At 36.3% G+C, this 14,301-nt stretch carries 16 protein-coding genes and 1 pseudogene; 2 read left to right on the top strand and 15 right to left on the bottom strand.

The genetic code is table 11. The annotated features are described in order from the left end of the window. Both PHY73_06400 and PHY73_06405 read left to right on the top strand, forming a co-directional pair. On the top strand, positions 1 to 265 hold a 265-nt coding region (locus PHY73_06400), incomplete at its 5' end, for an MFS transporter (GenBank protein ID MDD3375332.1). 8 nt (positions 266 to 273) lie between these two features. Then, positions 274 to 1,215 (top strand): hypothetical protein, encoded by a 942-nt coding sequence (locus PHY73_06405; protein MDD3375333.1) that lies wholly within the window; start codon positions 274 to 276, stop codon positions 1,213 to 1,215. 92 nt (positions 1,216 to 1,307) lie between these two features. Here PHY73_06405 and PHY73_06410 read toward each other — a convergent pair whose 3' ends face one another. From PHY73_06410 to pstA, 15 genes and pseudogenes are all read right to left on the bottom strand, one after another. Next, positions 1,308 to 2,513, bottom strand: a complete 1,206-nt coding sequence (locus PHY73_06410; protein MDD3375334.1) for a glycosyltransferase — start codon at positions 2,511 to 2,513, stop codon at positions 1,308 to 1,310. Beyond that, on the bottom strand, positions 2,510 to 3,169 hold the full coding sequence (locus PHY73_06415; GenBank protein MDD3375335.1) for a DUF5752 family protein: 660 nt from the start codon (positions 3,167 to 3,169) through the stop codon (positions 2,510 to 2,512). The genes PHY73_06410 and PHY73_06415 overlap by 4 nt, the downstream gene beginning before the upstream one ends. A gap of 176 nt (positions 3,170 to 3,345) precedes the next feature. Then, positions 3,346 to 3,927 (bottom strand): hypothetical protein, encoded by a 582-nt coding sequence (locus tag PHY73_06420; GenBank protein ID MDD3375336.1) that lies wholly within the window; start codon positions 3,925 to 3,927, stop codon positions 3,346 to 3,348. Positions 3,928 to 4,068: 141 nt separating this feature from the next. Next, positions 4,069 to 4,518 (bottom strand): hypothetical protein, encoded by a 450-nt coding sequence (locus tag PHY73_06425; protein MDD3375337.1) that lies wholly within the window; start codon positions 4,516 to 4,518, stop codon positions 4,069 to 4,071. Positions 4,519 to 4,552: 34 nt separating this feature from the next. Then, positions 4,553 to 4,678 (bottom strand): annotated as a pseudogene (locus tag PHY73_06430) (NAD(P)-dependent alcohol dehydrogenase). 35 nt (positions 4,679 to 4,713) lie between these two features. Then, the gene (locus tag PHY73_06435; protein MDD3375338.1) at positions 4,714 to 5,460 is read right to left on the bottom strand and encodes an ATP-binding cassette domain-containing protein; all 747 of its coding nucleotides are present in this window, start codon (positions 5,458 to 5,460) and stop codon (positions 4,714 to 4,716) included. Positions 5,461 to 5,725: 265 nt separating this feature from the next. Then, on the bottom strand, positions 5,726 to 6,448 hold the full coding sequence (locus PHY73_06440; GenBank protein ID MDD3375339.1) for a hypothetical protein: 723 nt from the start codon (positions 6,446 to 6,448) through the stop codon (positions 5,726 to 5,728). Beyond that, positions 6,445 to 7,623 carry an acetate/propionate family kinase gene (locus PHY73_06445; protein MDD3375340.1) on the bottom strand — a complete coding sequence of 393 codons (1,179 nt, stop codon included), beginning with the start codon at positions 7,621 to 7,623 and terminating at the stop codon, positions 6,445 to 6,447. Before PHY73_06445 ends, PHY73_06440 begins: the two co-directional genes overlap by 4 nt. Before the next feature lie 16 nt (positions 7,624 to 7,639). Then, entirely contained in the window at positions 7,640 to 8,641 is a 1,002-nt protein-coding gene (locus PHY73_06450; GenBank protein ID MDD3375341.1) for a phosphate acyltransferase, read from the bottom strand. A gap of 92 nt (positions 8,642 to 8,733) precedes the next feature. After that, on the bottom strand, positions 8,734 to 9,687 hold the full coding sequence (locus PHY73_06455) for a sensor domain-containing diguanylate cyclase (GenBank protein MDD3375342.1): 954 nt from the start codon (positions 9,685 to 9,687) through the stop codon (positions 8,734 to 8,736). A 123-nt stretch (positions 9,688 to 9,810) separates the two neighbouring features. Further along, positions 9,811 to 10,362, bottom strand: a complete 552-nt coding sequence (locus PHY73_06460; protein MDD3375343.1) for an XRE family transcriptional regulator — start codon at positions 10,360 to 10,362, stop codon at positions 9,811 to 9,813. Positions 10,363 to 10,673: 311 nt separating this feature from the next. Beyond that, positions 10,674 to 11,642, bottom strand: coding sequence for a class I SAM-dependent methyltransferase (locus PHY73_06465; protein ID MDD3375344.1), 969 nt, complete (start codon positions 11,640 to 11,642; stop codon positions 10,674 to 10,676). A gap of 277 nt (positions 11,643 to 11,919) precedes the next feature. After that, positions 11,920 to 12,585 carry a phosphate signaling complex protein PhoU gene (phoU, locus tag PHY73_06470; GenBank protein MDD3375345.1) on the bottom strand — a complete coding sequence of 222 codons (666 nt, stop codon included), beginning with the start codon at positions 12,583 to 12,585 and terminating at the stop codon, positions 11,920 to 11,922. 2 nt (positions 12,586 to 12,587) lie between these two features. Continuing rightward, a complete protein-coding gene (pstB, locus tag PHY73_06475) occupies positions 12,588 to 13,427 on the bottom strand; it encodes a phosphate ABC transporter ATP-binding protein PstB (GenBank protein MDD3375346.1) in 840 nt (279 codons plus the stop codon). After that, positions 13,424 to 14,278, bottom strand: coding sequence for a phosphate ABC transporter permease PstA (pstA, locus tag PHY73_06480; protein MDD3375347.1), 855 nt, complete (start codon positions 14,276 to 14,278; stop codon positions 13,424 to 13,426). Before pstA ends, pstB begins: the two co-directional genes overlap by 4 nt. Positions 14,279 to 14,301 lie beyond the last annotated feature (23 nt).

Below are 14,301 nucleotides of genomic sequence, written 5' to 3' on the forward strand. Positions count from 1 at the left end.
TACGGCAGTCTATTGGTGGATGGTTAAAATGGGGCTTGCTCTCGCAGGACTCCTTGGAGGTGCGATGCTTGCCTGGACAGGGTTTGATCAAGGAAAAGGCATTGGAAAATCTTTAGATACTTTATTTTGGATGAGAGTCTTTGACGTTTCTATTCCAATCATAGCATCCATTATTGCAATAATTTTTATTTTCAGTATAAAATTTACTGAAAATGATGCTCACAGGGTTCGCAAAGAATTGGAAGAAAGACGCGGAAAGGCATAGAAAAGAACATGACAAAACAAGACAACAAAAAGAAAACAAGCTCAAAACCAATTATTATTTTTCCATACCAAGGGTATGAAGATAACGAACAGTGTGAATGGTATTTCTGGTGGACAGTTGAAAGGTGCAAAGAAATCGATCCTATGCCAATTGTTGTGATACCAAGATCTACAGTCATCAGAGGCAATGCTGTTTCTTTTATAAAAGACGAACGATACAAAACTCTTGAAGTTGTGCAAACCTGGTCTGTGGACACATGTCAGACCTGGCTTACAGGCTGGGGTCACGTGCTTGATAACTATCCTGAGGCAGAAAGAATTATACAAATACCAGGCGATCTAGATTATGTTGACGAAGACGTTGAGTTTTATGATAAACTCAAAGGCTTTATTGAAACAACAGACGCAGATATCGCCATAGGTGATTTTAGAACAGGCGATCAATACAGTGCAAAAAGTTTAGTCGACACCTACGGGACATATCCTCTTTTAGCAAACTGGCTTCCTGAAATCTCGCAAAGCATAAGATCCCTACCTCTTAACAGGCCAAGATCTGAATTTCTTAATTTTAAAACAACAGTCCTAAAAGATCTTTTAATAAGAAATAGAAATTTTGCTTATGAACAAACTCTAAATTTCTTGATCAAATGCTGGGATTTTGATAAAAAGAAATGGATGTACAATATATCGGTGTCTCCTCTAGGAACCTTATCTGACAATAAATCTTTTCGAGACTACAGAGTATGCGTTGATCAAACAGAGAGAATTGAAAGAATGCTTTCATTGTTATGGAGAGAAATTAGAGAACCCGAAAAAAAAGATGGTGTAAGCGATGCCACTTTTGAACAACAATACAATATGTTTAGCAGCGAATACGACATTCTCCGCACCAAATCAAAAGGAATCATGGAAACTGCCCGAATTACGTTAAGAGCTCTTCTCGGAGCATAAATCAAATATACATCTATACAAAAAAATGACACACAGCGATGCTGCTGTGTGTCAAATTCATACGACGAACATACCTAAAATTATTAAATTTTCTATTTCTTTACACAAGCTGTCATCAAAGAAAGATAATCAATAACATGACGCGTAATAAGAAAGTTACGCCTTGTATACTCTTTAGCGTTTTGCCCCATAGCTAAAGCAAATTCAGGATTATTTAAAAGATAGCGAATGCGATAAGCGCAACCCTCAGCCGAACTAACTGTAAACCCAGTTTGTCCATAAACAATCTGGACCGTGATTCCACCAACAAAACCTCCAATAACAGGTCTTGCTTTCCACATCGCCTCAGCGACAGTTAACCCAAAACCCTCTTTAAGAGATTTCTGTAAAACAACAGCTGCAGCTCTTTGCAAAGCGTTAATAATAATGTTAGCATCAGGAGGAAGATCTAAAATAAAAATATCTTTATCTTTTTCTGCAGCGTTCTTCACTTCATTTAAAACCTCCAACCCTTCAGGATCATCTGCAGCGCTACCTCCAGCTAGAACAAGACAACAATCATTATACTGCTTAACCATTTTATAAGCTTCAATAACGCCAACAGGATCCTTAAAACGATCAAATCGAGAAACCTGCAGAATCATCGGCTTATCTTTTGGAATATTAAATTGTTCTAAAACAGAATTAATCTCTTCTTGTGTCAGCTCTTTATTTTTATCGCTCAACGGATCAATAGACGGATATACCAAATACTGAGGAATACTAAGTTTCTGGGCAAAACTTGGCAAAGAAAATATCGCCCCATCATATTTCGAAACGTATTCTTTCAAGAAATTCCATACCTTGCGCTGAGGACGCGAAGCATCAATGTGGCAGCGCCATAACCATGTCGAACCTTTTTTCTTTTTATAAATTAATGGGGCAGGCTGAGGATCATGAATAATAACCATGTCTGCATCCAAATTCATTTTCAAGCCATTCTTCTTGTTAATTCGAAGATAAGCATCGTACATTTCTTTAGTAATAATTTGATTCTGCCCCTGAAGCGCATTGTGAAAACTTTTCGTTACTTGATAAAACTCTGGAGCTCCCTCGATCACATCCCAGCGTGTATCAATTCCCAAATCTTGAAACAAAGGAACGAGCCGATGCAACATCTCAGCAACGCCTCCACCCCAACGCGTCGAATTAACATGAACGAATTTTTTTCCCTTAAGACGATCTGCAACGCGATGTCCAAGATCAACAATTCCTGCAGGAGCAATATTTCGATAAGATTCCCAATCTAGCGTGCTCATGAGTACTGCCCTCCTTCTTGAAGCTCTTGATCGCACAAACAAAGTATTTTCTTGCGAAGCCCTTCTAAACCATACATATAAGCATCGATTCGCTCAATACTTTGAGCTAACTGACTTAATCCTAAAACCTCTTCGAGCCAGATTGAAAAGTCACTTCTTCCTTTTTGTCCACGTAAACGTGCCTCAAAAACATGATTATATATCGCGCTTGCATCGACACAAGCTAGACTGTCTCGAAACTCCTTTAAATTCTGAGCTTTAAGCCTCGTAGGAATTTCGATAATTTTTGACTTCATTAAATAAAACGGCTGACCAAAAGAAACAGCTGGAATTGTTTTTATGCTTGAGAGATGGTCGTCAATGACTTCAATCAAATCGCTTCGAACATCTTCGATTTTTTGTTTGCCGGAAGGCGTTAAGGCTGAAAGCTTTTCTCCTAAAACGCGATCTCTAACCTGCATCACAATCCAATTAGCAAAGTCACTCGGATACGGCCCCATAATATAAAAATGCCGCAAAAAATAACTATGCGTATGAAAATATATTGAATCAGGCGAGGCTTCCTCTATTAACTCCAAAAGCTCAGCCTCGTCATTGGCCTTTTTGCCAGTGAGCTCTTTAATTTCAATGCAATCCGTAAATTGAAATTCTTTCATTTTTTATTCCTTCTCTTTATCTAGTTATCTAACAGTGTTATTCATTAACGCATTCATTAAAACAAAAAAATAGAAATGAAATAATAAAGAAATTATACTCCTATTTTGATTCTTGACTATAAAATTATTCAATAGCCTAATAATTCTTCAAAATAAAAATAGATAAAAAGCAGCAATCACTTGTTCTTTATTATTCTAAAAGAATTCTTCATCATCAAGGCAACCATCCAACCGCCGGCGAACAAACAAATCCCCATAGATAAAACGCCAAGAAAGCGAAAGAAAAAAGCAACCCATCCATCAAAAGCCAACAATCCCATTTGCGTTAACAAATAATTCCAATCATGAGCAATGCTAGGCGTTAAACCAAAAGGCGTCACCAAAGGCAAAGCCATAGCTTGTGCATCACCAGCATAAGTGGCTACATTAAAAAAATTAGTAGAAAGCCAGCCAAAGCAAAGTGCCGAAGCAAAATAATCTTTTTGTTTCAAGAAATTATAAACACCATAAAGAGGTACCAAGCACTGAAGAACCGTCCCTCCAGCAATCGTTAAGAATTCTCCACCAAAAGAAAAAACCATATGACCTAATTCATGGATTCCCAAATTAATCGCCCCGAGCAAAGACTGATAATGCGGATCCCTTAAATGTCTAATTAGAACACAGATGAACCATATCAACAAAGGCAAACGAACAAACCCGTTTCTTCCCTGGCACCATTGGACAATGTCTTTTTTCATGTTCATTAAAAAAATCATTTAGAAAATTCTTTCTAAAAAGCAGCTACCGCTTTTTAAGCGACTGCGTCTTTCTTCTGTCACAAGAAAATAATTATATCGCTCTGAATGAACAAAACAATCATTGTTTGTCGAACTTAAAAGCAAATTTCCCTAATCAATCTATTTATTAATAATAAAACTTGGCCCAAGCCGAACATTCTTATCTAGCTTCCAACAACAGCATGCAACGGTTTTATTTTCTGTTATTTTAATCTCAGCTTCTTTGCCAAGCGCTACTACGGCATGCCAAACTTTCTTGCGAATAACAATGGGTCTATCCAGCAAAAAACATTTTATATCTTCAAAATTCTTTTTAAGCGACACAAACAATAAGGCCTTTCCTTTAACAGGCTCAAAAGTCTCATCAGAAAAAGGATGCTGTTCTAAACGTCCAACGGACTGATCTCTTAATACTAAATATGCTACCCGCCATCCAACTTTAGCTGTCTCCACGTGAACAATACGCCAAAGATTACGATTATTTACCTTACTTTCCTTCCCAGGATAACAAATAAGCTTTCCGTATGATTTAAAATTCTGCGCAGTAATTTTCTTATATGGCTGTGCCACGTTAACCTCAGCTTAAAAACAATTCTTAATCTTTTTATTTTAGCGAAGCCATATCAATAACAAAACGAAAACGCACATCCCCTTTGACCACGCGTTCATATGCATCTTGTGCTTTATCGATAGAAATAATCTCAATATCTGAAACAATATTATGTTTTCCGCTAATAATTCGAAACCATATTTCTAACATAAAAATCAAAAATCAGAAATATCAAACACTTTATTTAGATTATCCGGCTCTAAAATCGATTCTTTAGAGCCATTTTGAAAAATCTTTCCATCTTTAATAATCATCCCTTGAGTATAAAAGCTTCGTATGTCCTCCAAGTGATGAGTGACAAGTACTATTTGAGGAGCCGAAGGCTTAATCGCAATTTGTTCAATCAAACGATACGCTTTTTGTCTGGCTCCAATATCTAAAAAAGCAAATGGCTCATCTAGTATCAAAAGCTCGGGCTGGTTAATCAATGCTCGGCATAAAATTACTTTAAACTGTTCTCCAGAAGAAATCGAACCAAAACTTTTTTCAAGTAAATGCACACAACTAAAGGCATCTGCCATTTTATGAACTTGCTCTACAATGTCAGTATTTTTTTCTGATAAATAACTTGTTGAACCATCAATTCCTGAGGCAACAATATCCTCGACGTTATAACGCTTGTACATTCTATTAAATATCCACGTAGACACATAGCCTATTTTCTTACGAAGGTCAGGAATACATATTTTTCCGTATTGCTGCCCTAAAATAAAAACAGAACCTTCTTGCGGCCAAAGATAACCCATCAGAATTTCAAGCAGTGTTGTTTTTCCAGAACCATTATTTCCAAGGATAAACCAATGCTGACCCTGATACGTTGACCAATTAACATGGTGAAGAATTTGTTTTTTTCCGCGAAAGATAGAAATATCTTTAAGTTCGATAATTTTATTTTCTTTCATTTAAGAATTGTATCTTATGTGTGAAGTGCTTGCAAGAAATTACAAATCGATTTTTAAACGTAATAAAGGAAAGGGTTCTAAACTTTAAGAATATGAATGAAGAATACCGGCACGCCTTGGAAAACAGAAAAGATTACACGCTCTAGCAATTCTCTTTCAATCTACTGATCTTTTCTCTTTGCCTTCACAATGCAAAGAATAAAACATCAACATGCTACATAAGCGGTAGCAAAAAAGGTCCACACAGTAAAAACTTTCTTATTTATTAAATTTTATCAGACTGGAGAAAATAACATTTAACAGATGAATCATTGGCGGTCAACAACGAAACATCTTCCCAGGCAATATTCGATTTTCTCTTAATATCAAGAAGCTTCAACTGCCGCATCAGCTCAAAAACTAAACTTTTATTTTCCTTTTGATTTTCTCCTATAAATAAAATAAAATCTAATCCACCTAAAATTGCAACATAAGCGCCAACATATTTTAAAAGCTGATAACAAAAAACCTGCTTAGCAAATTTCGCTCTAGGGTCTTTCCGACTAAAAACATCTTTAAGCCTTGAATGTACACCTGCTAAAGCTTTGAACCCACTCTGAGTAGACAACAAATTCTCAACTTCGGAAACGGACACCCCATCAGCCATCAACTGAAAAACGATTGTACTATCTATATCCCCACACCCTGTTGCTGACAAAATACCTCCTGCCTCAGAAAAGCCATCACTGAATTCAATCGGATTACCATTCTTGACTGCGACAATATTAGTAGATTCACCAATAAAAATTGTAATAATACTACGATTCTTTATTTTTTCAAAATCTTTAATCTTTTGCAATGCTTTCTGATGAACACCAGATTGTCTACCATGTTTCTTAAAATTCTTTTTTGATAACGAATAAGGAATAGCATATAATTGAGCATACTCAGGCAGGCATGAAAAAAAAGCATCTTTTTTATTCTTCTTTAAATCACTTTCAAACATCATCTGCATCCTTTCAGCAAACGTGCACCCTCAAGACAAATCATCATCTCCTCTTCAGTTGGCATCGTCACAACAGCAATTTTTGAAGAAGAAGACTGAATTGAAACTGTCTGTTCTCGAGATACTTTTTCATTCTTTTTCTTATCGATAACAATACCTGCCCAACACAGCGACCTACAAACGCTCTCGCGAATCAATGGATTATTAACACCAATATCGTCGGTAAACACCAACGCATCAACCTGACCACCAAGCACCATAAGATACCTGCCAATATAACTTTTAAGTCGATTTACATACATATCAAAAGCTAATTGAGCCCTTTTTCCAAACCGCTTATGCCCAAGAAAAGCAATAATATCTGTTATATCGCTAGAGAATCCGGATATGCCCAAAAGCCCACTTCTCTTGTTTAATAAATCACTAATTTCCTGAGAATGAAAATCAGAAATCTGCATTAAGCTAACAACAACCATCGGATCGATATCTCCCGATCTTGTACTCATAATTAACCCAGAATTCGGAGAAAACCCCATCGAAGTATCAACCGAACATCCTTTTTTTATTGCAGTAACACTAGCGCCTCCTGTTCCTAAATGACAGACGATCATATTTATTTTTCCAGGACTTTTTTTCAAGAATTCCGATAAATGACGACAAACATAAGAACAAGAAATCCCATGGAATCCATAACGACGATATTGGTACTGCTCAATAATTCGCCTTGGAACAGGATAAGTGTATGCCTTAGCTGGAATCGAAGAATGAAAAGCAGAATCAATAACTGCGTATTGCGGAACTCTAGGAAACATTCTTATTGTCTCTTTAATTATATTCATCGATATAGGGTTGTGAAGAGGAGCTAAAGGTAAGCATCGTTCCATTCTTTTTAAACTTGTCCGGTCAAGCAAAACCGATCGTTTAAAATATTCTCCCCCATGAACAAACCGATGACCGATAGCATCGACCCTAATATTATTTTTATTAATATAATCAACAGCTAAAGCAGTTGCTTTTACATAATCCGAAATTGGAAGAATTTCTTTGGTTGTCTTACCATTAAATTGGTTCTCGATATAAGAAGATTTCATACCTTGCCCGCCTACGCGATAAGCTTTCCCTTTTAAAATCAACTCAACGTTACGCGCGCCTTGATACTTAAAAATTCTATAGCTCAAAGATGAGCTTCCCCCATTAAATACCAATATATGCATAATGCTTATCAAAATTAATAAAAATATTGCGTGAATTAGAAAATTTCTTTTGTGCCCGAATAACGGTCAGAGCCGTACAAGCAATAATATCGTCTACACTACATCCGCGAGATAAATCACTACATGGCTGAATTGTGCCCAAAATGATCGGGCCAATTGCCCTAGCATTTGCCAGACGTTCAGTCAATTTATAACCAATATTACCTGCATCCAATGTAGGAAAAATTAAAACATTGGCTTTCCCAGCAACATCACTATCATTCAATTTCCAAGCTGCAACTTCTGGAACAAGAGCGCTATCCGCCTGCAATTCTCCCTCAATAAAGAAATCCTTCTTTAAATCCTTAGCGAGCTCAACCGAATTTCTTACCTTGTCAACAAGTTCACCGCTCGCACTTCCTTTTGAAGAAAAGCTTAACATTGCAACCCTCGCTGTCACATCCATAACATCCTGAAAAAACTGTGCACTTGAGACAGCAATCCGTGCCAATTGATCACTAGTCGGGTTTGGAATAACGCCACAATCCGCATAAAGCAAAACCCCTTCCTCGCCGAAAACACAGTTAGGAACTCCCATTAAAAAACAACTAGTTACAACCCCAATTTTATCATTTAATTCCAAACAATAAAGAACCGCACGCATAACCGCTGCGGTTGAATGAGACGCGCCAGCAACCATCCCATCAACAAGTCCGCAGCGCAACATCATTGCGGCATAAAAAAGCGGATCATCCATCAATTCCTTAGCTTTTTTATAAGTCATTCCTTTGGCCTGTCGAATTTCATAAAGCAAATACGCAAACTGATCTCTTTGAGAAGGATCAATGTTCCTCGATGAAAACAAAAGAGGCTCCGCAATTCCCTCTTGACGAATATAATCAACCGCTTTCAAAACTCTATCATCTTCAGCCTCAGGAAAAATAATCCTTTTAGGATCACTTTTAGCCCGATCCCGAATTTGTTCAATAACTTCTGTGTACATAAATCACACTCCTTTAATACATCCTAAAATGTCAGCTTCATCTTTGCAAACTTAACCGCTTGACCACATTATAAAATTCCTAAAAAGCTAAATTAACCATAAAAGCAAGCTTCATTCTTTCCCATCTCTTTGGCCATGCACAAACCAAGATTAGTTTTCAACAAAAGCTCTTGTGTGCTCATCCCAAGAATATACCGACTTATCCCCATGCTGCAGGTTGCAGCATCTGGAAGCATTGTTTTTTGTAAAGCATCTTTAACCTTCTTCGCAATCGACATCGCTTCAGACCTTGTGGTTACTGATAGAATCGCCAAAAACTGATCTCGCGATTGCCGGCAAACAATATCTGTGTCGCGAAAATTATTCTTAAAAATTACTCCAGCTTTCTTTAGCAAATCATCACCACTGTCCTGTCCATATTTATCAACAAAACTATGGAAATTATCAATATCTATCATAATCGCACATAACGGTTGAAAAAATCGATTCGTACGTTTAACTTCAAAATCTAAACAACGAAGAAAATATTGATAATTGTAAAGTCCCGTCAATGAATCTTCAAATAAAGAATCTGTCTCCTTCGGGTTCCCAGCGTTACTGCTTATTTGGGAATTTTCTAAAATCTTATTTTCTTCCACTATTTTTTCTTCAGAAAGCTCTTTCAAAATCCCTTCCACCCCAACAATCTTTCCTTTCTTATTCTTTAAAAAATTACTTTGGGCAGTGATAGCAACCCGACTCCCGTCTCGGCGAACCATTTGAATTCTATAATCAGAGATAAACCCTTTTTCATTTAAACTTCTTAAAAAAGCAGCTCGGTCATTCCTTTGCAAATAAAATTGATCAGCTAAATTAACACCAAGAACATCCTGCTCACTCTCAAAACGAAACATCTCAGCAAATGCTCGATTAGCGAATGAAATATTACCTTCGTTATCTGCAGCGTAAAGACCACTTTTCATAGAATGAACAATATCATCCAACTCAAATCTTCCTTCTTGATCAAGGCTATTTTTTACTCTTCCTTCTAGATTAATAGGTTCCATCTGTATCCCTCCTATTTTTACTCTCTTGGCTAAACACTAACCAAAGAAAGCGTTCGTTATATAATTAACTATTGTTTAACTAAGTTAAGTATTCATTCATAATTAAATCAAAAAAAATCCCCACTAAAAACTCGGCGGTGTCACAACCCACAAAACCTCTGTTTCTCCTTTATTTAAATTCTTAAAAGAATGTGGCGTATTAGAATTAAAATAGATGCTATCTCCTTTCTTTAAAGAATAGTATGTATCGCCCAACATAATTTCAAACGCTCCTTTAAGAACCAAAACAAATTCTTGACCATAATGAGAATAAGAAGATTCCCCAGAGGAAGCATTATTGCTTAACTTAAACAGCAAAGGTTCCATTTGCTTATACGGATTTGATTCAGACAAAAGAGACATCCGTATACCCTGCCCCACATGTTTAAGCGACTTACGATCACACTCTCTTGTGACAATCTTATTTTTTTGATTAACGTCCTCGCCAACCAAGCTACCTATCGTTGTTTCTAGCGCATCAGCAATCGACTTTAATGTGGCAAGGGATGGAGAAGCCTTTCCTTTTTCTACTTGGGAAAGAAAACTTGGACTAACGCCTACATCTTTAGCCATCTCCCTAAGAGTGATCTCTTTCTGATCTCTTAATCTTTTTATATTAATTCCAACACTTTTCATTTTTAACCTCAGTTTTAATATATGACAAAATCTATTTCTTGTCAATCATTACTTAATTTCTATATTGCATATTAAGTATTAATTAACAATTACAAAATTTAACAAAATTCTTAACCCTGAGCATTTAAAAAGATCTTAAAAAGTAATATCTAGCAACAATTAAAAACGTTGAATAATTCTGTTCTTTTAGTAAAATAAAATTTTTATATTTTTGATACTCTATTTTTATAACACCAAAACAAGCTCAAGGCTCAATCTAGAATTCGCACCATGACATTTATGACTCTTGATCAAAACACTGATTTCTTCTATTACAAATCAATCTGCCAGCAACGATGAACCAGCTTATTACGATAATCTTCAGGAATCGTTTTAGGCGTCAGCTCTTTAACTTGTTTGACGTTAAGCCTTCTTAATTTAGGATCAAAACGTTGATGATTGGTCGAAAAGATAACTGTTGAATCTTTTGCCATCACAAGAAAAACTTTTTCGAGCAACTCGACATGGTGCTTATTAATGTCGAACACAGAATTCTTTCCTCGACGCTGAGAAAAAGACGGAGGATCTACAAACGCAAGCGTAAATTTGCGTCCCTTTCTTTTCAAGTCATCTAAATATTTTTCGGTATCAGAACAAACAAACTCATATTTTAAATTATTAATATTATTTAATTTAAAATTATCCCTCGCCCATTGAAGATATGTCGCTGATCGATCCACCGTCACAATTGATTTTGCTCCACCGAGTGCTGCAACACAGCTAAAAGAACCAGTGTAGGCATAAAGATTAAGAAAATCCTTATCTTTTACCATTTCCCGCACCAATTCACGCGTATTACGATGATCGGAAAACAATCCCGTATCCACTAGTCCGTCGAGCTTAACCCAAAACTTTAAATCCCGCTCAGAAACAGCCAATCGCATTCGCTGTGACTTTGAATTTTTATAACGCGCTCCGGAAGCACTCTTCGTTTGCCGACGTTTTAAAAAAACCTTGTCTTCTGGGATATTAAGAATTTCACCTGCGGCTTTTGCCATCCGTGGCAACCAAGTAGGTCCTGTCTGCAAACGGATATATTCACCAACAACCAAATGTCCCTGGTACCAATCCACGACTGCTCTTACCTCAGGGATATCCCGGTCGTATAAACGAAAAACATCAATATTCCGGCGCTGAAAACGACGAGCCAAATGCTTGTATTGCCTTTTGATTCGATTAGCAAAAATTTCAGCGTGATATTCTATTTTCTCATCTGTAACATAATGTTTTAGCTTTTCCATTACAACAGTTTATCAAGCAAAGAAAATTAAGTCAAAATAATATGTTTTAAAGAAATTTCGTACTATTAATTACATCAAAAAAAAGGGGGTCGCCCTTATCGGGTGCCCCCCTTTTTTTACCATAATCAAAGAAACAAGAACAATAAACACATGATTTATGCTTGGACTGGACCTAAACACACGCAAAGGCTAATAGTGTAACTATGCGTACAATTTTATAAACTTTATTTTTTCAAACCGCTTATATCGCCTTACACTACAAATTAATCCAATATTCTTACAATAACTCTCTATGATGCTTAATGACTTTAGCATTAATCATATAAATTACATCTTCTGCTATGGCCGCAGCATGATCACAAATTCTCTCTAAATCACGAGCAACCAAAAGAAGGGCAACGGCTTGAGTCACCATTGCACTATCTTTTATCATGTGTTCGTCAATCAATTCTCTGATAATAACCGTTCGCAATCTGTTTGACTCTTTATCAGAAAGAATAACTTGTTTAGCTAATTCCTGATCATGATTTACAAAAGAGTCTATTGAATTCTTAACCATTAACTTTGCCTGATTAGCTAATTTTACAATATCCAACAACGACTTTGGTAAAGGCTGACCAGATGACTCTAAAACCCTTTGTGAAATATTTACTGTTAAATCTGCCATTCTTTCGAGTTCAGTGTTTATATGCATTCCTGTCGTAATCAAACGAAGATCACATGCAAGAGGCTGAAATAATGCAAAAAGGTCGATCACTTCCTCCTCAATCTTTATCTCCATATCATCGATCTTTTTATCATTATCAATAACAGAAAGCGCCTGCTTCTTATCATGTTTCTTAAGAGCTTCGACAGATTTATGTATCGCCTCTTCTACCATTGCTGCCATCTTTAGAATATCTATATTCAGTTTCTTTAATTCATCATCAATATTTCTTTTCATATTTAACCAAACCTTCCCGTAACGTAATCTTCTGTAATTTTTTTTGCAGGATTTGTAAAAATCTTATTTGTAAAATTATATTCAACCAACTCGCCTAGCATAAAAAATGCGGTATAGTCTGAAACGCGTGCCGCCTGTTGCATATTATGCGTAACAATAATAATCGTATATTTCTTTTTTAACTCATGAATTAATTCTTCTATCTTGCCAGTAGCAATCGGATCTAACGCTGAAGCAGGCTCATCTAACAATAATATCTGAGGTTCAATGGCAAGAGCGCGTGCAATACATAATCGCTGCTGCTGTCCTCCCGACAAAGAAAACGCACTTTCATTTAGCCTATCTTTTATCTCATCCCACAAAGCAGCATCTTTGAGACTCTTTTCAACTTTCTCTTGAATTAAATCCTTATTTTTTACCCCATTAATTCTTAAACCATATGCTACGTTTTCAAAAATAGACTTTGGAAAAGGATTTGACTTCTGAAAAACCATACCAACTTTACGTCTTAAATCAACCACATCCAAATCTTTATCAAAAATATTATTCTCATCTATAAAAATACCACCCTCATATTTTATCTTATGAATAATATCGTTCATCCTATTAAAACATCTTAAGAATGTTGATTTTCCGCAGCCAGAAGGCCCTATGATTCCCACAACTGTATTAGACCTTATTCCCATATTAATATTTTTAAGTGCATGAGTTTTATCATAGAAAAAATTAAAATTCTCTACGACTATCTTAATCGCATTGTTTTCTATATCTTTATTAATATAGCTAGCTTTCAAACCATTATTCTTTAATTTAAATACGTTTTCCTCTGTTATCGTCGTCATTCCATCCTAACCTTTCTTAACTTATATCTCAATATTACTGCAAAAAGATTCATGCAAAAAACAAGGCCAATTAAAACCAACGCCGTTCCATAAGCTAATGGCCTTACTTTCTCAATCGCATGATGTTGTGTTGACATAATATAAAGATGATACGGCAATGCCATAAATTGATCCGAAAGAGATCTCGGCAAAAAAGGCAAATAGAATGCAGCTCCAGTAAATAAAATCGGCGCTGTCTCTCCTGCTGCTCGAGCTAAGCCAAGAATAGTTCCGGTAAGCATTCCCGGGACAGCATAAGGTAAAACATTTGTCCGGATAGTTTGCCACTTAGTGGCACCAAGAGCCAACGACCCTTCTCTATATGATTTAGGCACGCCTTTCAGCGCCTCTTCACTTGCTGTAATTGTCCACGGCAAAGTCATAAGTCCTAAAGTTAATCCTGCAGACAATACCGAAGCATTTAATTTCATCAACTGCACAAACAAAACAACTCCAAACAAGCCATAAACAATCGAAGGAACTCCGGATAAATTACGGATAGACATTCTTATCAATCGCGTTATTTTCCCTTTTGTAGCATATTCGCTCAAATAAATAGCACATCCCATGCCTAACGGAACTGCCAAAATAGCTGTAATGGTCGTAACGAGAAATGTTCCAAATATTGCTGGCAAAATTCCACCCTCTGTCATTCCATTTGTTGGCATTTGGCTTAAGAATTCCCAGCTTATTACGCTCTTTCCTTTAGAAATAATATCGTAAAGAATAAACCCAACAATAAATAAAACAACAACAAGGCATCCCCTTAACAGCCCAAATCCTATAGCTTGCTCAATGTAATTTTTTTTCATCGATGTACTTTTTTCCGCCAAAA

The organism is Candidatus Omnitrophota bacterium (assembly GCA_028693815.1).
Taxonomy (GTDB): domain Bacteria; phylum Omnitrophota; class Gorgyraeia; order Zapsychrales; family Aceulaceae; genus Aceula.

Excerpts from the sequence above, each read along its gene's own strand:
- PHY73_06405 (MDD3375333.1), top strand. The coding sequence starts at position 274 with ATGACAAAACAAGACAACAAAAAGAAAACAAGCTCAAAACCAATTATT.
- PHY73_06410 (MDD3375334.1), bottom strand. The coding sequence starts at position 2,513 with ATGAGCACGCTAGATTGGGAATCTTATCGAAATATTGCTCCTGCAGGA.
- PHY73_06415 (MDD3375335.1), bottom strand. The coding sequence starts at position 3,169 with ATGAAAGAATTTCAATTTACGGATTGCATTGAAATTAAAGAGCTCACT.
- PHY73_06420 (MDD3375336.1), bottom strand. The coding sequence starts at position 3,927 with ATGATTTTTTTAATGAACATGAAAAAAGACATTGTCCAATGGTGCCAG.
- PHY73_06435 (MDD3375338.1), bottom strand. The coding sequence starts at position 5,460 with ATGAAAGAAAATAAAATTATCGAACTTAAAGATATTTCTATCTTTCGC.
- PHY73_06440 (MDD3375339.1), bottom strand. The coding sequence starts at position 6,448 with ATGATGTTTGAAAGTGATTTAAAGAAGAATAAAAAAGATGCTTTTTTT.
- PHY73_06450 (MDD3375341.1), bottom strand. The coding sequence starts at position 8,641 with ATGTACACAGAAGTTATTGAACAAATTCGGGATCGGGCTAAAAGTGAT.
- PHY73_06455 (MDD3375342.1), bottom strand. The coding sequence starts at position 9,687 with ATGGAACCTATTAATCTAGAAGGAAGAGTAAAAAATAGCCTTGATCAA.
- PHY73_06460 (MDD3375343.1), bottom strand. The coding sequence starts at position 10,362 with ATGAAAAGTGTTGGAATTAATATAAAAAGATTAAGAGATCAGAAAGAG.
- PHY73_06465 (MDD3375344.1), bottom strand. The coding sequence starts at position 11,642 with ATGGAAAAGCTAAAACATTATGTTACAGATGAGAAAATAGAATATCAC.
- phoU (MDD3375345.1), bottom strand. The coding sequence starts at position 12,585 with ATGAAAAGAAATATTGATGATGAATTAAAGAAACTGAATATAGATATT.
- pstB (MDD3375346.1), bottom strand. The coding sequence starts at position 13,427 with ATGACGACGATAACAGAGGAAAACGTATTTAAATTAAAGAATAATGGT.
- pstA (MDD3375347.1), bottom strand. The coding sequence starts at position 14,278 with ATGAAAAAAAATTACATTGAGCAAGCTATAGGATTTGGGCTGTTAAGG.